Genomic DNA, 21,008 nt, shown 5'->3' with positions numbered 1-21,008 from the left:
GCTGTCATGTTCCGGACACCCTGTGGCCACGCAGCTGTGCCACGCCACGCCTGGCGGCGGTATCGTTGCCATCGCCGACAAGAAAAGGAGACCCGTGCAGTGAGCGAAATCTGTTTCATGGACGCCGTATCGATGGCCCGCGCCATCCGTACCCGCGAAGTGTCCGTCAGCGAAGTCATCGAAGCCCATATCGCCCAGATCGAACGGGTCAACCCGGCGGTGAACGCGATCATCACGCAGACGTTCGATGTGGCGCGCATCGAGGCCGCCGCCGCCGACGTGGCGCTTGCCGCCGGACATCAGCCGGGCCCGCTGTTCGGCCTGCCCGTGGCGCACAAGGATTCGTACCTGACGGCCGGGGTACGGACGACGCTGGGGTCCGAGGCCTATCGCGATTTCGTGCCGGCGCACGACAGCGCAGTGGTGGCGCGCCAGAAGGCCGCCGGGGCCATCACGCTGGGCAAGACCAACCTGCCGGAATTCGGCGCCGGCTCGCACACGTTCAACACGCTGTTTGGCGCGACGCACAATCCGTATCGCCATGGCGTATCGGCCGGCGGCAGCAGCGGCGGCAGTGCGGCCGCGCTGGCTGCAGGCATGGTGGCGCTGGCGGACGGCTCCGACATGGGCGGTTCGCTGCGCAATCCGGCCAGCTTCTGCAATATCGTCGGCTTGCGCCCGTCGATGGGCCGCGTGCCGATGACGCCATCGGCCTTCGCATTCAATACGCAGACGGTGGGCGGCCCCATGGGTCGCACCGTGTCGGACGTGGCGCTGCTGATGAGCGTCATTGCCGGCGAAACCGCCGCCGATCCGCTTTCGGTCGGCGGGAGCGGCGCCCGGTTTGCCGATCTGCCAGAGATGTCGTGCAAGGGCCTGCGCGTGGCCGTGAGCCCCACGCTGGGCGGGCTGCCGTTTGCCCCCGCCGTGCGCCGCGCGCTGGACGAAGGCGTGCGCATGTGCGAATCGCTCGGTTGCGTGGTCGATGAAGCCGAGCCCGACTTCACCGGCGCCGACCATGCCTTCGAAGTCTTCCGCGCGCTGGCCTTTGCCACAAGCTACGGCCCGGTGCGTGCCGAACATGGCGAACGGATCAAGGAAACAGTACGCTGGAACGTGGACCTGGGCCTGTCCCTGGACGGCGCTGCCGTGGCCGAAGCCGAGCGCGCCCGCACGCGGCTGTTCGCGCGCATGCAGGCGCTGCTGGAGCAATACGATTTCCTGATCGCGCCGGTGTCGCAGGTGCTACCGTTTCCGGTAGAGACCGAATACCCGGCCGAGATTGCCGGCGTACCCATGGAAAGCTACATCGCCTGGATGCGCTCGTGCTACCGGATCACGATCACCGGCCACCCGGCCCTGTCGCTGCCTTGTGCATTCACTGACAGCGGCCTGCCGGTCGGGCTGCAGATCGTGGGCAAGTATCGCGGCGAGCACAACCTGCTGGCTTTCGCGCGCATGCTGGAGCGCGCCAATCCGGCCGGCCGGCGGCGCCCGCCTGGCATGTAGCGTGTCCGGCGCCCTGGGGCGCCTGCCCGCCGCCTGCTGCATTGCATCCTGTCTTGTTACGTCACCGAAAGGAGAAGCATGGTTGGAAGATCGATGAACCGCTGGGGCCGGGCCTGTCTGCTCGCCAGCGCATGTGTTGCCGCCGCGCCGGCCATTGCCGAGACCTATCCGGACAAGCCGATCAAGCTGGTGGTGCCATTCACGCCGGGCGGGTCCACCGATGTATTGGGCCGGCTGCTCGCCAAGAAACTGACCGAAACGCTCAATGCCTCGGTCGTGGTGGAAAACCGCGCAGGCGCCGGCACCATCGTCGGGGCCGACTACGTCGCCAAGTCGGCGCCGGATGGCTACACCCTGCTGCTGAGTGCGGCCACTACCTTCACGATCAACCCGGTCACCTACTCGAAGCTGCCGTACGACTCGCTCAAGAGCTTCGATGCCATCGGCCTGGTTGGCTCGACCGGGCTGGTGTTGCTGGCCAACCCGGCGGTAAAGGCGAACTCGCTCAAGGAGCTGGTGGCCAATTCGAAAAATGCCTCGGCCCTGACCTATGGTTCGTTCGGCGCGGGCACCACCGCGCACTTTGCCGGCGAGATGATCAACGCCGCCACCGGCCTGCGCATGCTGCACGTGCCGTACAAAGGCAGCTCGCCAGCCATGACCGACCTGATCGGCAACCAGATTCCGCTCACCGTCGATACCGTGGTGGCAGCCGCGCCGATGGTCAAGGCCGGCAAGGTAAAGGCGCTGGCGCTGACTTCGGCCACGCGCTCGGCCCTGCTGCCTGACGTGCCGACCGCGATCGAAAGCGGGTATCCGGACGTCAATCTGTCGACGTGGTTTGCGGTGGTCGGTCCCAAGGGGCTGCCGGCGCCGGTCAGGCAAAAGCTCGAAGGCGCGCTGGCGGCTGTCATGAAAGACCCCGAGATGCGCAAAAGCATGACGGCCAACGGATTCGAGCCCGAGTACGGCACCGCCGCCGACTACGCGAAACGCGTCAGCACCGAAATTCCGCGACTGAAGAAGATTGCCGAGGCCGCCAATATCAAGGCGGATTGATGCAGGCCCGGCGGCATCGCCGCCGGGCTCTCTTCCTATGCGCCGCGAAAAGCGGCATCCCCCCGCGGCTTGACAAGTCTCGACCTTTCGGCGCAGCATTAACGGAACAACGTTCTAACTAATAGAACGTAAAAATTCCAGATGCTGCAGGAGACTCCATGACACGCCGCGCCTTCCTGGGTGCCGTTGCGCTGGCCGCCGCCAGTGCAATGGTGGCCCCCATCCAAGCCATTGCCGCCGATTCCTTCCCCTCCAGGCCGATCACGGTGATCGTGCCGTACGCCGTGGGCGGCTCGGCCGACCTGATCACGCGCCTGGTTACCACGGGCATGAGCGCCAATGGCACCAGCACGGTGGTGGACAACCGTACCGGCGGGGGCGGCGTGATCGGATGGAGCACGGCAGCGCGCGCCAATCCGGACGGCTACACGCTGCTGACCATGGAGATGTCCTACGCCATCGCGGCAACATTGCAGCCCAAGCTGCTGCCGTTCGATCCGAAGACCGCGTTCCGCCATATCTCTGTGGTGGCGTCGGTGCCGCACGTGCTGGTGGTCAATCCCGGCGTGCCCGCGAAGACGGTGCAGGAGTTTATCGCACTGGCCAAGGCCAACCCGGGCAAGTACTACTATGGTTCGGGCGGCAACGGCACCAATACCCACCTGGGTGGGGCGCTGTTCAACAGCGTGGCCGGCATCAACCTGGTACACGTGCCCTATCGTGGCGCCGGTGCTGCGCTGCAGGACGTGATGGGCGGCCAGATCCAGGCGCTGATCACGTCGCTGCCGACGGCGCTGCAGTACATCAAGAGCGGCAAGCTGCGCGCGCTGATGCTGGCCAACGATGTGCGCTCGCCCGTGCTGCCTGACGTGCCGGCCGCACCGGAAGTGGGTATGCCCAGGATGGTGATGAAGTACTGGGTGGCGTTCTCGGCCCCGGCCGGCACGCCGCAGCCAGTGATCGACCGTCTGAACAAGGACATCGTGGCGGCCGTCAACACGCCCGAGGTCAGGAAGCAGTTGCAATCGCAAGGCCTCGACCCCGAAGGCACCACGCCCGCGCAGGCGACCAAATTGGTCGACGACGAGATCAAGCGCTGGGCCGCGGTGATCAAGGCCGCCAACATCAAGGCAGACTGACATCGCCATGTGGAACGTCAACTTCACGCCCCCACAGATCATTGAAGCGCGCGTGCTGACGCGCATGCCCGACCCGCTGCGGCTGCCCCAGCGCAGCGCCTGGGCCGACGCGAACAAGCCCGGACAGATCGCCGACAGCTTCCTTGAAGGTCCGACCTTCGACCGGCAGGGCAACCTGTACCTGACCGACATTCCGCACGGCCGGCTGTTCCGCATCACGCCCGACCTGCAGTGGCATTTCGTCGGCGATACCGCAGGCTGGCCCAACGGCATCGCGCTGCACAGCGACGGCAGCCTGTGGATTGCCGACTATCGCCGCGGCATCCTGCGGATGACCCCGGGCCGTGGCGATGTCGAAGTGGCGCTCGGCCATCGCAATTCGGAGAGCTTCAAGGGCGTCAACGACCTGACATTCGACGCGCAGGGCAACCTGTATTTCACCGATCAGGGCCAGACCGGCCTGCACGATCCGTCCGGCCGCGTCTACCGGCTGCGCCCGTCCGGCCAGCTCGACCTGCTGCTGTCCAACGTGCCCAGCCCCAACGGCATCGTCCTCGACCCATCGGGCCGCTTCCTGTTCGTGGCTGCCACGCGCGGCAACGCGGTCTGGCGCATGCCGCTGCTGCCCGATGGATCGGTATCGAAAGCGGGCGCCTTCCAGACCTTCTTCGGCACCAGCGGCCCCGACGGCCTGGCGATGGACGCCGACGGCCGGCTGGTAGTGGCCCACGCCAGCCTGGGCGGCGCATTCGTCATCGACGCGCACGGCTGGTGTACCCATTTCGTGCGCAGCCCGCTGGGCGGCACGGTGACCAACGTGGCATTCCGGCCCGGCACGAATCGCCTGGTGATGACCGAATCGGCCAGCGGCACCGTGCTGGAAGCGGAGTTGCCGGGGGTGGGGGCAGTGTTGTTCGGGAATGGCGCGAAGGATTGAACCCTGCCGCCAGGCGGGCTGCCGGCCGCTGTCATCCAGCGGCCCCGCCAATGCACTATCTTTGGAAGGCCCTGCCCAACCCATCGGACGCCACAAAAGCGGACGAAAGGAGTCTTCCAGATGGCATATATCGACGGATTCTTGCTGGCCGTGCCCAACGCCAACCGTGACACCTACCGTCAGGTGGCGCAAAAGGCATCGGCGGTATTCAAGGAGCACGGCGCGCTGAAGGTGGTGGAGTGCTGGGGCGACGACGTGCCCGAAGGCAAGGTCACATCGTTCACGATGGCCGTGCAGCGCAAGGACGACGAGAGCGTGGTGTTCTCGTGGATCTGGTGGCCGTCAAAGGAAAAGCGCGACACCGGCATGGCTGCGGCGATGCAGGACCCACGCCTCAAGGAAGGCATGGATCCGATGCCGTTCGATGGCCAGCGGATGATCTACGGCGGCTTCGAGGTGATCGTGGACGCCTAGCCGAGGAAGGAGCCGGGACGGCTCAGAACTCCACCATCGCGAAATCTTCCTTGCCCACATCGCATTCCGGGCAACGCCAGTCGTCCGGAATGTCTTCCCAGCGCGTGCCGGGCGCGATGCCGTCTTCGGGCAACCCGGCCGCCTCGTCGTAGACCCAGCCGCAGATAATGCAGACCCATTGCTTGAACTCGGCCTCGGCCGCAGCCGGCGCCGGCTGCCCGCCCGGCACCGGGGCGGCCTCGGGTGCCGGCGCGCCCGGCCCTTCGAGGCCGAACACCAGCGGCGCGGCCGTGCCTTCGGTGGCCTGGGCCAGATGCGTCTGCAGGCGTTCAAGCAGCGCCTGCGCCTCGTCGATCGACAGGTCCACCCAATACGGGTCGCCGGCGGCGTCGTTCAGGCGTTGCGGGGGAAACTGGATTTCGACGGAAGTGCCTTTCGTGTACATGCGGGGGCTGTTAAAAACGTAGTGACTTGAGGAAAGCAAACAGGCCCCAGATGGGGCCCGTTCGCAGAACTTCAAGTCTTCCGGATGCCGCGGAGAGCCTTACGGCTTGCCGCCCGCCCACTGCGCGCCGCTTCCCGCGCTGCCGGCCACCGAATACAGCGCGCCAGGGGCATTGCGCGTCTTCTGGAAGTCTTCCAGCGACTGCCCGCGCATGGCCGCATAGATGTGCAGGTTCGACACCCCGCTGACCGCGCCCAGCTTTTCCAGCAGGAAGAAAATCACGCCGTAGTGAATCATGCCGCGCCAGTCGCGCCGCGTGATCAGGTCGCGCTCTTCGTCAGTCAGGCCGGCCGCGTCGTAGGTGGACACCGGATCGCTGCGGAACCGCTCGCGGAATGCCGGGTCGATCAGCTGGTGCAGGTAGCTGTTGATGCGATATGCGCGCACGCTGCGTTCAAGCGTGAACGGGTACGTTCCTTCGAGGTCATCGATGCCCTTGAGCTGATGGCCGATAAGCTCGCGCTGCTGTGCCGACCGCGCGGCCACGACGCCGGCATCCTCGGTGGCCGCGTTCTCGTACACCGCCACGGCAATGCCGGTCATCGACGGCAGGTAGTAGTCGCGATGCAGGCAGCGCACGTCGCCCATCGCGCCACGCATCACCATCCACATCACCACCTCGGCGCTCTCGAAACCACCGCGCCTTGCGAATTCGGCGTGCGTGATGTCCAGCAGCTTCTGGGGCTCGCGCTCGAACAGGTCAAGAAACTCGTGGTCCCATTCGGTGTTGTTGAAGCCGGCACGCTCGCCATGCACCTGGTGCGACAGTCCGCCCGTGGCGACGATCGCCACCTTGAGATCCTCGGGATAGCTTTCCACGGCGCGGCGAATCGCCTGGCCAAGCTTGAAGCAGCGGCGCGCGGACGGTGCCGGGAACTGCAGCACGCCCACCTGCAGCGGCAGGATCTTCACCGGCCATGCACCGTCGTGCGGCAGCATCACCGACATCGGCGAAAAGCAGCCGTGATCGAGCGGCTTGTCCTGGAAGAACGACATGTCGAATTCGTCGGCCACCAGCGATGCGCCCACGTGCCGGGCCAGTTCGACGTGCCCGTATGCCGGCGGCAGGTTGCGCGGGCCACCGCCCTCGTCGGCGGCGTGGTACTTCTCGCCGATGCCCAGCGCAAAGGCCGAGTAGTGATCGAAGAAGAACGACGTGACGTGATCGTTGTAGATCACCAGCAGCACGTCGGGCTTCTTTTGCTGCAGCCACTCGCTCACCGGCGCATACGCCGCGAAAATCGGGGCCCATGCGGGGTCCTGCTGCTTGCCCGCGTCCAGCGCAAAGCCGATGGTGGGCGTATGGGATGAGGCGATTGCGCCGATGATGGTGGCCATGAGTCAGTACGTCAGGCTGTGACCGCGCGAGGCTGTGCCCGCTTGGTCGAAACAATGGAAATCGCGGCGATGGTGGCTGGAATGGCCAGGATGGCAATCACCGCGCTGAAGCTCCAGCCCATCGACAGCAGCACACCACCGGCCATCGAGCCCGTGATACTGCCGAAGCGGCCGATGCCGAGCATCCAGCTGACACCGGTGGCACGCACGAGCGTGGGGTAGCACTGCGGTGCGAACGCGTTGAGGCCGGTCTGCGCGCCGCTCATGCAGAATCCCGCCAGCAGCACATAAGCCGCGAACATCGACGACATCACGCTGCCCGAAGCCAGCAGCAGGATGAATACCGCGCCCGTCACATACGCCACGCCAATCACGCGATGCGGCGCAAAGCGGTCCATGCAGTATCCCACCACCAGCGCCCCGACGGTGCCGCCCAGCTGGAACAGCGCGGTCAGGTTGGCGGCACGTTCGATCGGCAGGCCCGCGTCCTTGATCAGCGTGGGTAGCCAGCCGCTGAGCAGGTAGATCACCAGCAGGCCCATGAAATAGGTCACCCACAGCGCCAGCGTCATGCCACGGTAGCCCGTCGACAGCAGCGTGCGTACCGGCTGCTTGCCCGGCACGGCGGGTTCGCTGATCGTGAAGGTCGTGCCTTCGGCGATATCGCCGCCCACCACACGCCGCAGCGTACGTGCAATGCGTTCAGGCGATGCATTGCGTGCCACCAGGAAGCGCGCCGACTCTGGAACCAGCAGGATGTACAGCGGCAGGCAAACCAGCGGAATCGCGCCACCAACGACCAGCACCGCGCGCCAGCCATGCTCAGGCAGGATCGCGGCAGCACCGAAGCCGACCAGCGCAGAGCCCAGGTTGAAGCCCGTGAACATCGTGGCAAGCAGCATGCTGCGCGAACGCTCGGGCACGTACTCGGACAGCAGCGTGGTGGTACTCGGCATCGCCGCACCGAGCCCCAGGCCGGTCAGGAAGCGCAGCAGCGACAGTTGCGTGGTGTTCTCCGCGAACGCGCACAGCAGGTTGAACACGCCGAACAGGAAGACCGATCCGATCAGCAGCTTCTTGCGGCCGAAGCGGTCGGACATCGGGCCCACCAGCAGCGCACCGATAGCCAGGCCGATCGGCGCCGCGCTCATCACCACGCCGAACGCGGCCTTCGAAATGCCCCATTCCTTGGTGATGCCCGGGGCCAGGAAGCCCATGATCGCGACGTCGATGCCGTCCGTAGCCACGATCATGAAACACAGCGCCAGCAACAGCCACTGGTAGCCGGACATCTTTCGTTCGTTGATATGAGCCCGGATATCGAGCCGTTGGGTGGTCATGTGCCGTCTCCTGGCATGGTTCCGCCGTGCAGGCCGCAGCGGAATCTTGTTATCAATAAGCTAATCGCCGCATTGGCGGCTCGCCGCGCACCTCCTTGTGCACGGCAACGGCAGTCTACGTTTGGGCAACGCCCGCAGTATTGCTTTGTGGGGCGGCCCGCGTTGCCTTTTACTTATCGACTGGGGTTTCCATGGATTGGCTGGCGTGCCGCAGCGCGGCGATCAGGGCGTCCGCGCCCGGGGACAGGCGCGCGCCGGCGCGCGTGGTGATGCCGATGCTGCGCGTGGTGTCGGGCAGCGGCAGGTCCAGTTCGACCAGCCACCCGGCCTCGATCTCGTGGTGCAACTGGTGCGCCGACAGCGCGGTAACCAGGTCGCCCTGCAGAAGCAGTCCGCGCACCAGCGCCAGGTCGCCCGTTTCCACCAGCGGCTGGGGCAGCGGCAGGCCGCGCGATGCAAATACGTCATCCAGCGCCTGCCGCGATGGTGAGGCAGCACGCGACAGCACCCACGGATAGGGTTCCAGATCGGCCAGCGTGACGCGCTTGCGACTGGCCAACGGATGCGACGCCCGCGCAATCAGCGCGATACGGTCGGCAAACAGGACTTCCGTCGCCAGGCCCTGCGACGGATGCGGCCGCAATGCGCCGAGGATGAAGTCGATCCGCCCGCTGAGCAGGCCAGCGGTCAGTTCCTCGTAGGGGCTCTCCAGCGAACGGAAGCGCAGCCGTGGATGGCGTCGGTGGACGTCGGCGATGGCCACCGGCATCAGCAGCGTGCGGCCCAGCGGCAAGGCGCCGATGGTCACCGCACCTTCCAGCACACCTTGCAGTGCAGCAATGTCGGCCCGGATATGGCGCAGTTCGGCCAGTGCCCGCTCGAAGCGCACCACCCACCGGCTGCCCGCATCGGTTGGCACCATGCCTCGCGCGGTCCGCGTGAATATGGGCTGGCCCAGCGCATCCTCCAGCCTGGCAATGGCCTGGCTTACCGCCGATTGCGAGACGCCTACCGACGCCGCCACGCTCGGCATATGGTGTACCTCCGCCAGCATCACGGCCACCTCCAGGCGGCGCTCGTTGTGCAGCGCTTCCAGGCTGGCGACGGTTACCCCGGGCCGGATGCGCAGCCGCACGGCTTCCTCGCGCACCTCGCGCAACGCCGCCTCGATATGGCGGGCACGCTCCAGCACGATCTCGCCGGCGCGCGTCAGCAGCATGCCCCGGCCCTTGCGCTCGAACAGTGCCACACCCAGCGTCTGCTCCAGCGCCGCCACCGAGCGCGCAATGGCCGACGAAGCGCGATGCAGCGATTCGGACGAGCGGCGCACGCCCCCGGCTGCGGCCACGCCGGCAAATACATGCAGGTGATGCAGGCTGACTGTCTCCATATCGCTATTGTCGTATCGGTGTGGCATGGCGCCTACGGGCGATAAGCAGATTAGAACAATTGTCCCGCGACATCGCAACCAAGGACTTGTACCGGGCGCTGATACTGCGGGCACCTGACAAACGCCCGAGCCTGCCTGCGCCACCTGCCATGACGCCCTGCCTTGATTCCGACCTGCGCGCCATCCCCTGCACCCTGATGCGGGGTGGCACGTCGCGCGGGCCGTTCTTCCTGGCCAGCGATCTTCCGGCCGACACAGCCACGCGCGATCGCGTGCTGCTGGCGGCCATGGGCAGCCCCGATCCGCGCCAGATCGATGGACTCGGTGGCGCGCATCCGCTGACCAGCAAGGCCGGCATCGTGGCGCGCGGCCTGCCGGGGCAGGCCGATCTCGACTTCACGTTCGCGCAGCTGCAGCCCAATGCCGACACCGTGGACACCACGCCCAACTGCGGCAACATGCTGGCCGCCGTACTGCCTTACGCCATCGAGCGCGGCCTGGTGGCACCACAGGACGGCATCACGCGTGCCCGCGTGCTGACGCGCAATACCGGCATGCTGTGCGACGTCACGATGCAAACGCCACGGGGCGTACCCCGCTTTGGGGGCGATGCCCGCATCGACGGCGCGCCCGGCACGGCGGCGCCCATCGTGATCGATTTTCTCGACACGGCCGGCTCGGTATGCCACGCGCTGCTGCCCACGGGCAATGCCGTGGACAAGCTGACCATCATCGATCCGGAAAACGGGAAGCCGCTCACCATCGAGGCCACGCTGATCGACAACGGCATGCCGATGGTGCTGATGCGCGCGGTGGACCTTGGCCGCACCGCCCGGGAAAGCGTGGCCGAACTGAACGCAGACAACACGCTGAAGCAGCGCATCGAGGCATTGCGCCTGGTTGCCGGCGAATCGATGGGCCTGGGCAACGTGGCGCAGAAGAGCTACCCGAAGATGTGCCTGATCGCCGCGCCGCGCGCCGGCGGCAGCATTGGCACGCGCTGCTTTATCCCGCGCGTCTGCCATGACGCCATCGGCGTACTGGCGGCCATCACGGTTGGCACTGCCTGCGTGCTGCCTGGCAGCGTCGCCGCCGGCGTGGCAGTCGTCGCCTGCGGCCCGGTCCATGCAATCAGCGTCGAACACCCCACCGGCGAATTCGCCGTCGAACTCGAAACCGATCCCGCCGACCCCGGCACGATCCTTCGCAGCGCGCTGATCCGTACGGCGCGTCCCATCATGCGCGGCGAGGTGCTGGTTCCGGCCAGCGCCTGGCCCCTTTGAGCCTTGTTCATGATCATTGATTGCCACGGGCACTTCACCACCGCCCCGAAGACACTGGAAGCCTGGCGCCAGCGCCAGATTGCGTCCCTTGCCGCGCCCGATCAGGCGCCGTCCGTCAGCGACCTGCACATCGGCGACGACGAGTTGCGCGAGGCCATCGAAGGCAACCAGCTGCGCCTGATGCGCGAGCGCGGCGCCGACCTGACCATCTTCTCGCCGCGCGCGTCGTTCATGGCGCACCACATCGGCAACTTCGAAACCAGCGCCACCTGGGCCGCCATCTGCAACACGCTGTGCCATCGCGTCAGCGAACTGTTTCCCGACCACTTCGTGGGCGCCGCCATGCTGCCCCAGTCGCCGGGCGTGGATACGCGGACCTGCGTGGCCGAGCTGGAACGCTGCGTGCTGGAGTACGGCTTTGTCGGCGTGAACCTGAATCCCGACCCGTCTGGCGGCCACTGGACATCGCCGCCGCTGTCCGATCCGTACTGGTTCCCGATCTACGAAAAGATGGTGGAGCTGGACGTGCCGGCCATGATCCACGTCAGCACCAGTTGCAATGCGTGCTTCCACACCACCGGTGCGCACTATCTGAACGCCGACACCACGGCCTTCATGCAGGTGCTGACCAGCGACCTGTTCCAGCGATTTCCCACGCTGAAGTTCGTGATCCCGCATGGCGGCGGCGCGGTGCCTTATCACTGGGGCCGCTTCCGCGGGCTGGCGCAGGAACTGAAGCTGCCCCCGTTGCAGGAACATCTGCTGAACAACGTGTTCTTCGACACCTGCGTCTATCACCAGCCCGGGATCGACCTGCTGACCCGCGTGATCCCCGTGGAAAACGTGCTGTTCGCGTCGGAAATGATCGGCGCGGTGCGCGGCATCGACCCCGAAACCGGTCACTACTACGACGACACGCGCCGCTATATCGACCAGGCCGCGTTGTCCGCCGAAGAGCGGCACCTGATCTACGAAGGTAACGCGCGCCGCATCTATAGCCGTCTGGACGCACGGCTGAAGGCGCGCGGGATGTAAGTACTGGAAATACGCGGCACAGACCGAACAAGAATATCAACGGAGGAGAGAACGATGAAACTGCGCCACCTGGCGTTTTCGATCGCGCTTGGGCTGCCCGCCCTGGCGCAGGCCCAGTCCGTGACGCTGTATGGCGTTATCGATACGGGCATCGAGTACCTGAACCACGTCGGCACCGCCGGCAATTCCGTGGTGAAGATGGCCAACCTGAGCGGCACCGTGCCGTCGCGCTGGGGCCTGCGCGGAACCGAGGACCTTGGCGGCGGCATGAAGGCCAACTTCGTGCTGGAATCGGGCTTTGCGCCGGACAGCGGCGTCACCAACCAGGGCGGCCGCCTGTTTGGCCGTCAGGCGTGGGTGGGCCTGAGCGGCAACTGGGGCCAGATCAGCCTGGGCCGCCAATACACGATGCTGTTCTGGGCCATGCTCGACAGCGATATCCTGGGCCCCAACGCCTATGGCTCCAGCTCGCTCGACAACTACCTGCCCAATGCCCGTGCCGACAATGCCATCGGCTACAAGGGCAAGTTCGGCGGATTCACGGTGGGCGCGACCTACAGCTTCGGCCGCGATTCGGTCAATGCCGGTCCCAGCCCGTCTGGCACCAACTGCGCGGGCGAGACCCCGGGCAACATGACCACCTGCCGCGAATGGTCGGCCATGCTCGGCTACGAAACCAATTGGTGGGGCGTGCTGGGCGCCTACGATTCGCTGCGTGGCGGCCCGGGCGCATTCGCCGGCCTGACATCGAGCGAACTCAAGGACGACCGCGCCACGATCGGCGGCTACATGCTGGTGGGCCACGCCAAGATCGGCGCCGGCTGGCTGGCGCGCCGCAACGGCGCACTGGCCACGCCGCGCAGCAACATGTACTACGCGGGCGTTGCCTACGACATCACCCCGCAGATCACGCTGTCGGGCGAGGCGTATTACCTCGACTACCTCCACAGCTCCGACCGCGCCTGGCTTGGCGCCGTGCGTGCCAGCTACGCGTTCTCGAAACGCACCTCGGTGTACTCCACGTTCGGCTACATCGACAACGGCGGCAAGCTCGCCCTGTCGGTGGACAGCGCATCGACCGGCGCCAGCCCCGTGGCCGGCGGCACCCAGCTTGGCGCCATGCTCGGCATCAAACACGTCTTCTGACCTCGTCGCGACACACGAGGAGCTCCAGCTGCCCACACTCCGTCAGTGCTGACGGGTGTGGGTTTTTTTGTCTGGCATTGATTCAAGTGCCGTGGCCTCGACGCCCTCGGGCAGCACCTCGCACGCCACGCGGAATACGTTGCGCTCCGGATCTTCCAGAACCGTTTGCCATTGGCCGTAATACGTGGCGAAGGGCGACTTGACGATCTTGCCGCCCGACGCTTCGGTGAGGCTGGAAGCCTTGTCGACAGCTGCAGGCGTCGCCACCATGAAAGTCGGGTACGCGATCGCCGGGGCAACCCTGTCGTCCACCGGCTTCCTGCCCCCAATCCCCAGCAACTCGTACGCCGCCGCCGCATTGAACCCGAACTGGAATGCTGGCATTTCCAGCGCACGATAGATTGGCGAGCAGCTATGCGTCGCCTCGGGCAGGTCGAGCAATTGCTGGTAGAACGCGAACTGCGCATCGATATCGCGACACAGCAGGTTGAACCAGAGCTTCATGCCGACACCTCGGGCACGTAGGTTTTCCGGTACATCTCCGTCAGGTGTTCGCCCGCGGTGCAGGGCGCGAAGCGCGGAGTCTCTCCGTCCTGCAGCGTGCCCGGCACCGGTTCGATACGGGCAAGATAGTCGGGCTCGTAGAAGAACGGGATCGAATAGCGCGGGGCGCCGCCCGAGTGGACGTTGCGCACGCGGTGCGGGTTCGAGTGGTAGCGGCCGTTGGTCCAGCGCGGCACCATGTCGCCCAGATTCACGACAAAGCAGCCCGGCATTGGCGTGGCCGGTACCCAATCGCCATCTGGCATCTGGACTTCCAGTCCGCCATGCGCGTCCTGCGCCAGAATCGTCACCGCACCCCAGTCCGTATGGGCGCCGGCGCCGAATGTCCGCGCATCGGCATCGGCCGGATGGGCGGGGTAGCGGATCATGCGCAGCGTCACCATCGGGCTTCCGCTCGTATGGTCGAAGTAGGGCTCCGGCAGATCGAGCGATAGCGCCATCAGCTGCATGAGCCGGCGCGACAGCACGAGCATGGCATCGATATACGCCTGGCACTGCGCTGGCGCGTGCGGCAGTTCGGCAGGCCACTGGTTGTGACCGTAGGTCTGGTAGCCCGCCAGCACGTAGGGATGATCGTCCGGATAGGCCATGCCGCAGTAGAAGCTCTCCTTCAGGTCGGGCCTGGCGGCGGCATCGAGCCGTTGGTCGCCCAGATTCTCGAAGCCGCGCATGGTGGGCGAATTGGCCATCGCCAGCGCCTGCCGCGTGGCAACCGGAAGGTCGAGCAGTGCCTCGGCCAGTGCGAATTGGCCTGCGATCATCTCTGGCGTCACACCATGGTTGCGGACATAGAAGAAGCCCGACGACATGGCGGCCGCACGGAACATCTGCGCCACCTCGGCACTACGCGGGCCACCGGGCGCCAGCGCATCGGCAAGATCGATAGCGGGGATCGACATGTGCACCCCCTCAGGCCTTGAGCTTGCGGTCTGCCGCCGACGGCAGGAACTGGTCGGTCCAGATATCGGACACGGTCATGCCCGGCTTGATGCCGAAGGCGCCCACGGTTTCATCCACCGTCGCCTGCAGCCGCGTCTGCGTGGCGGCGCCCCATCCGTCGCGCAACGTATCGGGCGTGCGCATCGCGCCATCGACAATCAGCTTCAGCCGTTCGAACTCCAGCGTTTGATCGGCCAGCGGCTCGCGAGCCTTGACAGCGGCAGCACCGGCTTTCGGGTCTGCCATGGCCTCGATCCAGCCGCGCGTGGACGCCTTGACGAATGCCTTCATGGCTTCCGGCTGTTCAGCCATGCTCTTGCGATTGGCCACCAGGCCGTTGCCGTATGACTTCATGCCGTAGTCGGAGAAGCGGAACACGGTCAGCTTCTCCGGGCCCATGCCACGCGCCTTCAGGTTCAGCAGACCCGTGAAATAGAAGTAGGCGGCGGCATCGAAGTCTCCCTTCACGAAGCGCGTATCGCCGATGTCCGGGGTCACGCTTTCCCACTTGATCGTCGAGGGATCAAAGCCCTGCGCCTTGGCGAACACCGGGAAGAGCTTGCGCGACGCGTTGAACGGCTGGCCAAGAATCGCCTTCCCCGCCAGATCGCCAGGTTTGACGATGCCGCCGCCCTTGCGCACGATCACCGCATTCGGGTTCAGGTCGTACTGGATCGCTACCGCCTTCAGTGCAGAGGCCGGATTGGCAGCGTTGAATTCGATCATCGCCGCCAGGTCCGCCGATGCACAGTCATAGGCTCCGCCCGCAACCAGGCTGATGGCCGACGCCGACCCGTTGCCGGTATCGATCACGACATCGAGTCCGGCGTCCTTGTAGTAGCCGCGCTGCAGCGCCAGCAGGAAACCGGCGCCGGAGGCTTCCACCTTCCAGCCAAGATTGAACTTGAACTTCTGCAGCGACCCGGTGGCGCGCACGATGGCCGGCGCGGCGAACAGCGATGAAAGGGCAGTGGCGCCAGTGGCGCACAGGAAGGAACGGCGGCGCATAGAGAGCTCCGGAAACAGATGTGTGGGCACATTGGCGAGCAATTTCCGGGCGGCGCGGGCCGCTGAACGCTTCTACTCTCCGGTTTCCTGTGCAGCAGGTTCCGTGCCACCCACATTCACGGAAATGGCGCGAGGATTGCACCGCGATGCGGCAGCACGGCGGACAGCATGCGCCGGGACGGCGCACAGCACTGCCTCCATAACCTTCCATTGCCACAAGACGAGAGGAACCCGGTTGAACTTCGCCACCCAGGCGCCAATGCCACCGTGCATCCATTGAAGGAGTTCTATTCCATCCCTGTGAATCGCCTCGAGATCGCCATCGATCCACAACAAGGGCTCGTGGTGAAACGTGCGGTTGCGCAGATGTCGTACCCGATTGACGACTGCCGAGATGGTGGCGCGCTTGCGCCGCGCCTTGGGACAATGCGGAAAGGCTTTGCGAATCCGCGGCCAAAGGCTGACGTGAAATTCAGCATTGAACATCGTCGACCAGAAGCCGAACGTCAGCTCCGCGACGATCTTGTCGGGGGTCGGCACTTCCTTTCTGACAGCCAGTTTTCCACTTGCCTGAGAGATGTATTTGAGCTGGTGTTGAAACTGCGAGTCATCGCGCCAGCATTCCCACCAGTCGTCGCGAAGATGATGCAGACAAAGCTGCCTGTGAACAGCATTGCGTAGCGCGATCTCGAATGTGCTCAAGAATGGCGTCAGTGCCTCAGACAGCAACAAATTGAGATGATAGGCCGCCATGGCCAGGTCCTCGTTGCCGTGGCACCTTGCCTTGTACCGTCCCAGCCTCGCGGCAGAGAAGATTCTCTCCAGTTCAGACCACTCCACTATCAACCTCGTCGTTAGGCAGTTGCTGGCAAGCCATTGAATCATCGACAACGATTGAAATCCATGAGACAGCGGCGCATAATTTGCCCGCTGCCCTAATCTGTCCACTCCCGGATGTACATGCCGGTGATGACTCTAGGTCTGATCGGCCCGCCTCGCGCGGGCCAACTTATTTGCGCGGATGTGCTGTGGCTTGGACGTTGCCTTCAACGGCTCGGCGCATCTGCTCTCCGCAATCCTTGCGCACCTTGTCCGCCATGACTGCCCCCACTCCCTCCTCCACCTCATCTGCCCCGCGCATCACGGTGATTGGCGCCGGCATTGTCGGCAGTTGCATCGCGTTGATGCTGCGCAAGCGCGGCGCGACGGTGACGCTGATCGATCGGGAGGGGCCGGCCAGTGGCTGCAGCTACGGCAACTCCGGGGCGATCAGCGTCAGTTCCATTGCGCCGCTGGCCATGCCAGGGGTGTTGGCGTCGGTGCCGAAGATGCTGGCCGATCCCGACAGTCCGCTGCGCCTGCCGCTGAGCTATCTGCCGGCCGCCGCGCCGTGGCTCGCGCGTTTCGTACTGTCGGCCACGCCGGAGCGCGTAGAGCGCGCAGCCGCCGCGCTGGCGGCGCTGCATGCGGGGGCCGTCGACAAGCACGAGGCCCTGGCGAGCGAAATCGGCGTGCCCGAACTCTTCATGCGGCGTGGCCATCTGCATCTCTATCCCAGCGCGGCGGCGCTGCAGGCCGATGGCGCGGCGTGGCAACTCCGTCAACGGTTTGGCTTCCGGTTCGAGACGCTCGATCGTTCCGGCATCGACGCACTGGAGCCCGGCGTCGCCGCGCGCTATCAGGCCGCGATCTATCTGGCCGATCACGGCACGATCCTGAATCCCGCGCGCTATACGCGCGCGGTTGCCGATGCGTTCGTGTCGCGCGGCGGCGAGCTTGTGCTTGACGATATCCAGCGGATCACCTCCGGCACTGCCGGCTGGACGCTGCATGGGGCGAACGGCACACATGCCGCCGACCACGTGGTCGTGGCGGCCGGCGCCTGGTCACGACATCTGCTAGACCCGCTGGGCGTACGGCTGCAACTGGAGAGCCAGCGCGGCTACCACGTGCAGTTCACGGGCATGCGCGATGTAGTGTCGCGCACCGTGGTGCTGACCGACCACAAGATCTTCGTCACGCCAATGGAAGAAGGGCTGCGCGTCGGCGGCACCGTCGAGATCGCGGGACTGAAGCGCCCGCCCGATCCGCGCCGCGCCGCCATCCTGGAAGGGATCGCGCGACAGACCTTCAAGGGCCTGGAGCACAGCGCGGTCACCACCTGGATGGGCCACCGTCCCTGCATGCCGGATTCGGTGCCCGTGGTCGGTCAGGCCGACGGCCATCGCGGCTTGTGGCTTGCCGTTGGTCATGGTCATCTGGGACTGACCGACTCCATCCCCACCGCCGAACGGATCGCCGACGCATTGCTTGCCACGTGACGCTCAGGGAAATCGCTAGATCCCCTCGCCGGCAATTAGTTATACAGTAGAACAATTCGGCGGCGGCGCCGGGGAGGAGACACATGAAGATCGCGATCGCCGGCGGCGGTATCGGCGGGCTCACGCTTGCCCTGCTCTGTCATCAGCAAGGGTTCGATGTCGAAGTCTGGGAAGCCAGCGAACAGCTGCGGCCGCTGGGCGTCGGCATCAATCTGCTGCCGCATGCGGTACGCGAGCTGTCCATACTGGGCTTGCAGGACGACCTGGCACGCATCGCCATCGAGACCTCGTCACTGTCCTACTACAACAAGCTCGGCCAGCAGATCTGGCATGAGCCGCGCGGTCGCGCGGCCGGCTATGACTGGCCGCAGTTCTCCGTGCATCGCGGCGAATTCCAGATGTTGCTGTACCAGACCGCGCTGGCCCGGCTGGGAACCGACCGCGTGCATGCCGGCCATGCGCTGGAGTCGATCATCAGCACCGGCGGCAACGGCGAGCCGGCGCGTTTCACGCTCAGGCGCCGCGGCGACGATGCGCTGGTCGAAGCCACCGCCGATGTGCTGGTTGGCGCTGACGGTATTCATTCGGCGGTACGCCGCCATTTCTACCCGACTGGCGATGCGCCCCGGTTCTCGCGCCGCTTGCTGTGGCGCGCCACCACCGACGCCGCCTCCTGTCTCGACGGCCGCTCGATGTTCATGGCGGGCCATCAGGACCAGAAGTTCGTGGCCTATCCGATTTCGGAACCCCTGCGCGCGCAGGGCCGGTCGCGTATCAACTGGATTGCCGAACTGCGCGTACCCGACGACTACCCCGACACCCCACCGCGCAGCGACTGGAACCGGCAGGTCGACAAGTCGGTCTTTCGGAACGCATTCGAGCGCTGGCGCTGGGACTGGATCGACATTCCGGCGCTGATCGATGGCGCCGAGGCTATCTTTGAGTTCCCGATGGTCGACAAGGACCCGTTGCCGCGCTGGACGTTCGGCCGCATCACGCTGCTGGGCGACGCCGCGCATCCGATGTATCCGATCGGCTCGAATGGCAGCGCTCAGGCCATTGTCGACGCCCGCTACCTGACCGACTGCCTGCTTGCCGAGCGCGACATCGACTACGCACTGCGCGAATACGAGGCCGAACGGCTGCCGCGCACGGCGGGCATCGTGCTGCGCAACCGCATGAACGGCCCCGAGCAGGTCATGCAGCTGGCCGAAGTGCGCGCGCCGCAGGGCTTCGCCCGTATCGACGATGTCATCCCGCGCAGCGAGCTCGAGGCCATTTCCCAGCGCTACAAGACGCTCGCCGGCTTCGGACAGCAGCAGTTGCAGATCCGAAAACCATAGGCCATCCACAGAACAAGATCGGAGGAGACAAAAACATGCCCCACTTCCGTACCCCTCGCGGCAGCCTTGCGCTGGCCGCACTCGCCCTGGTCCTGGGCAGCGGCACCGCGCAGGCAGACGTGACCGTCGGCGTCAGCATCGCGTCCACGGGGCCGTCGGCATCGCTCGGCATTCCGCAGAAGAACACCATGCCGTTCCTGCCCGAGACGATTGCCGGCGAGAAGATTCACTACATCGTCATGGACGATGGCTCTGACCCGACACAGGGCACCAAGATCGCCCGGCGCTTCGTCACGGAAGACAAGGTCGACATCATTCTTGGCTCTTCCGCCGTGGCGCCCTCGATTGCGATTTCCGAAGTCGCGGACGAAAGCCAGACCGTACAACTGGCGTTCTCGCCAATCGAACTGAAGCCGGGTCGCGGTGCGTGGACGTACCGGCTGGCGCAGCCGGTGCGGCTGATGGCCGATGCCGTGGCCGGCGCCGCCAAGGCGAACGGCGTGAAGACCGTGGCGTTTATCGGCTTTGCCGATGCCTATGGCGAGACCTGGCTCAAGGAGTTCACCTCGGCGGCGCAGGCCAACGGCATCCGCGTGATCGCCACCGAGCGCTATGCCCGCTCGGACACCAGCGTCACGGCCCAGGCGCTGAAGCTGATTGCAGCCCGCGCAGATGCCGTGCTGATCGCCGGTGCCGGTACCGGTGCGGCCCTGCCGCACACCACGTTGCGCGAGCGCGGCTATACCGGGCCGATCTACCAGACCCATGGCGCCGCCACGCGCGACCTGATCCGGATCGGCGGCAAGGCGGTCAATGGCGCCATCCTGCCGGCTGGACCGGTTATCGTGGCCGAGCAGTTGCCGGCGTCCAGCCCGGTCAAGCAGCCCGGCATGGACTACGTGACGCGCTACGAGAAACAGTATGGCCCCGAGAGCCGCACGCAGTTCGGCGCGCATCCGTATGATGCCGGCCTGGTGCTGCAACGCATCGTGCCGGTGGCGCTGAAGAAGGCCAGGCCGGGAACGCCGGAGTTTCGCAAGGCCCTCAAGGATGCACTGGAAAGCGAGCGCGATATCGTGGTGTCGCACGGCGTGCTGAACTACACCGCGCAGGACCATTTCGGCTTCGACCAGCGTGGCCGCGTGCTGCTGACCATCGACAACGGCAACTGGAAGCTCGTCAAATGACCTCCGCGAACGCCGGCATTGCGCTGCCGACACTGGAACCCGTTGCCGACTTCAGCCTGCAGGTGGCCGCCCCTACCGAGGTTGGCGTCACGCCGCTCGGACAGCGTCGCGTGATCCCCATCCTGTCGGGCACGGTGCGTGGCCCGCGCCTGAACGGGCGCATCCTGTCCGGCGGGGCCGACTTCCAGCTGATCCGCCATGACGATGGCAGCAACGTCACCACTGCCGATATCGAAGCACGATACGTGCTGGAGACCGACGACGGCGCCCGGATCTATATCGTCAATGCCGGGGTGCGCAGCGGCAGCGCCGCCGTCATCGCGCGTCTCAACCGTGGCGAGCAGGTGGACCCCTCGGAGATCTATTTCCGTACCGCACCGCGCTTCGAGACCGCCGCGCCGCAGTATCGCTGGCTGATGCAGCACCTGTTCGTGGCAGCAGGCGCGCGCTACCCGGATCGGGTCGAGCTGCGTTACTTCCTGGTCAGATAG

20 protein-coding genes are annotated in these 21,008 nt (G+C 65.7%); 12 read left to right on the top strand and 8 right to left on the bottom strand.

Annotated elements, in window-relative coordinates; translation table 11 throughout:
* Window positions 1–117 precede the first annotated feature (117 nt).
* The 5 genes from ACOABP_RS25125 (at window position 118) to ACOABP_RS25105 (ending at window position 5,118) form a co-directional block, all read left to right on the top strand.
* Window positions 118–1,509 (top strand): amidase, encoded by a 1,392-nt coding sequence (locus ACOABP_RS25125; RefSeq protein WP_474230541.1) that lies wholly within the window; start codon window positions 118–120, stop codon window positions 1,507–1,509.
* A gap of 78 nt (window positions 1,510–1,587) precedes the next feature.
* Window positions 1,588–2,568 (top strand): Bug family tripartite tricarboxylate transporter substrate binding protein, encoded by a 981-nt coding sequence (locus ACOABP_RS25120; protein WP_474228360.1) that lies wholly within the window; start codon window positions 1,588–1,590, stop codon window positions 2,566–2,568.
* Window positions 2,569–2,726: 158 nt separating this feature from the next.
* Window positions 2,727–3,707, top strand: coding sequence for a Bug family tripartite tricarboxylate transporter substrate binding protein (locus tag ACOABP_RS25115; protein WP_474228359.1), 981 nt, complete (start codon window positions 2,727–2,729; stop codon window positions 3,705–3,707).
* A gap of 7 nt (window positions 3,708–3,714) precedes the next feature.
* Complete coding sequence (locus tag ACOABP_RS25110) at window positions 3,715–4,644, top strand: SMP-30/gluconolactonase/LRE family protein (protein ID WP_474228358.1); 930 nt, start codon at window positions 3,715–3,717, stop codon at window positions 4,642–4,644.
* 120 nt (window positions 4,645–4,764) lie between these two features.
* On the top strand, window positions 4,765–5,118 hold the full coding sequence (locus ACOABP_RS25105; protein ID WP_474228356.1) for a DUF1428 domain-containing protein: 354 nt from the start codon (window positions 4,765–4,767) through the stop codon (window positions 5,116–5,118).
* 22 nt (window positions 5,119–5,140) lie between these two features.
* Here ACOABP_RS25105 and ACOABP_RS25100 read toward each other — a convergent pair whose 3' ends face one another.
* The 4 genes from ACOABP_RS25100 to ACOABP_RS25085 all read right to left on the bottom strand — a co-directional run bounded on the left by ACOABP_RS25100 (window position 5,141) and on the right by ACOABP_RS25085 (window position 9,691).
* Window positions 5,141–5,563, bottom strand: a complete 423-nt coding sequence (locus ACOABP_RS25100) for a rubredoxin (RefSeq protein ID WP_474228355.1) — start codon at window positions 5,561–5,563, stop codon at window positions 5,141–5,143.
* A gap of 99 nt (window positions 5,564–5,662) precedes the next feature.
* Entirely contained in the window at window positions 5,663–6,961 is a 1,299-nt protein-coding gene (locus ACOABP_RS25095) for a gallate dioxygenase (protein ID WP_474228354.1), read from the bottom strand.
* An 11-nt stretch (window positions 6,962–6,972) separates the two neighbouring features.
* Entirely contained in the window at window positions 6,973–8,301 is a 1,329-nt protein-coding gene (locus tag ACOABP_RS25090) for an MFS transporter (RefSeq protein WP_474228353.1), read from the bottom strand.
* A gap of 169 nt (window positions 8,302–8,470) precedes the next feature.
* Entirely contained in the window at window positions 8,471–9,691 is a 1,221-nt protein-coding gene (locus ACOABP_RS25085; RefSeq protein WP_474228351.1) for a LysR family transcriptional regulator, read from the bottom strand.
* A gap of 149 nt (window positions 9,692–9,840) precedes the next feature.
* Between ACOABP_RS25085 and ACOABP_RS25080 the strand changes: the two genes are divergently transcribed.
* From ACOABP_RS25080 to ACOABP_RS25070, 3 genes are read left to right on the top strand one after another with little or no spacing between them, the layout of a single operon-like run.
* On the top strand, window positions 9,841–10,974 hold the full coding sequence (locus ACOABP_RS25080) for a 4-oxalomesaconate tautomerase (RefSeq protein WP_474228350.1): 1,134 nt from the start codon (window positions 9,841–9,843) through the stop codon (window positions 10,972–10,974).
* A gap of 9 nt (window positions 10,975–10,983) precedes the next feature.
* Window positions 10,984–12,009 (top strand): amidohydrolase family protein, encoded by a 1,026-nt coding sequence (locus tag ACOABP_RS25075; protein WP_474228349.1) that lies wholly within the window; start codon window positions 10,984–10,986, stop codon window positions 12,007–12,009.
* Window positions 12,010–12,063: 54 nt separating this feature from the next.
* Window positions 12,064–13,155, top strand: coding sequence for a porin (locus ACOABP_RS25070; RefSeq protein WP_474228348.1), 1,092 nt, complete (start codon window positions 12,064–12,066; stop codon window positions 13,153–13,155).
* 42 nt (window positions 13,156–13,197) lie between these two features.
* On the opposite strand, the gene ACOABP_RS25065 is transcribed toward ACOABP_RS25070, so the two are convergent.
* From ACOABP_RS25065 to ACOABP_RS25050, 4 genes are all read right to left on the bottom strand, one after another.
* The gene (locus ACOABP_RS25065; RefSeq protein WP_474228347.1) at window positions 13,198–13,659 is read right to left on the bottom strand and encodes a VOC family protein; all 462 of its coding nucleotides are present in this window, start codon (window positions 13,657–13,659) and stop codon (window positions 13,198–13,200) included.
* Window positions 13,656–14,618 (bottom strand): isopenicillin N synthase family dioxygenase, encoded by a 963-nt coding sequence (locus ACOABP_RS25060; RefSeq protein WP_474228345.1) that lies wholly within the window; start codon window positions 14,616–14,618, stop codon window positions 13,656–13,658. The genes ACOABP_RS25065 and ACOABP_RS25060 overlap by 4 nt, the downstream gene beginning before the upstream one ends.
* Window positions 14,619–14,628: 10 nt before the next feature.
* Entirely contained in the window at window positions 14,629–15,666 is a 1,038-nt protein-coding gene (locus ACOABP_RS25055) for an ABC transporter substrate-binding protein (RefSeq protein WP_474228344.1), read from the bottom strand.
* Window positions 15,667–15,738: 72 nt separating this feature from the next.
* Complete coding sequence (locus ACOABP_RS25050) at window positions 15,739–16,419, bottom strand: hypothetical protein (protein ID WP_474228342.1); 681 nt, start codon at window positions 16,417–16,419, stop codon at window positions 15,739–15,741.
* Window positions 16,420–16,763: 344 nt separating this feature from the next.
* On the opposite strand from ACOABP_RS25050, the gene ACOABP_RS25045 reads away from it, so the two are divergent.
* The 4 genes from ACOABP_RS25045 (at window position 16,764) to ACOABP_RS25030 (ending at window position 21,008) form a co-directional block, all read left to right on the top strand.
* Window positions 16,764–17,987 carry an NAD(P)/FAD-dependent oxidoreductase gene (locus ACOABP_RS25045; protein ID WP_474228340.1) on the top strand — a complete coding sequence of 408 codons (1,224 nt, stop codon included), beginning with the start codon at window positions 16,764–16,766 and terminating at the stop codon, window positions 17,985–17,987.
* 83 nt (window positions 17,988–18,070) lie between these two features.
* The gene (locus tag ACOABP_RS25040; RefSeq protein ID WP_474228338.1) at window positions 18,071–19,330 is read left to right on the top strand and encodes a flavin-dependent oxidoreductase; all 1,260 of its coding nucleotides are present in this window, start codon (window positions 18,071–18,073) and stop codon (window positions 19,328–19,330) included.
* Between the two features lie 35 nt (window positions 19,331–19,365).
* On the top strand, window positions 19,366–20,517 hold the full coding sequence (locus tag ACOABP_RS25035) for an ABC transporter substrate-binding protein (protein WP_474228336.1): 1,152 nt from the start codon (window positions 19,366–19,368) through the stop codon (window positions 20,515–20,517).
* Entirely contained in the window at window positions 20,514–21,008 is a 495-nt protein-coding gene (locus ACOABP_RS25030) for a DUF3237 domain-containing protein (RefSeq protein WP_474228334.1), read from the top strand. The genes ACOABP_RS25035 and ACOABP_RS25030 overlap by 4 nt, the downstream gene beginning before the upstream one ends.

This window comes from Cupriavidus sp. HE11 (genome assembly GCF_056097175.1).
The sequence above is the reverse complement of the archived record's forward strand: the minus strand, read 5'-3'. Positions and strand labels throughout refer to the sequence as shown.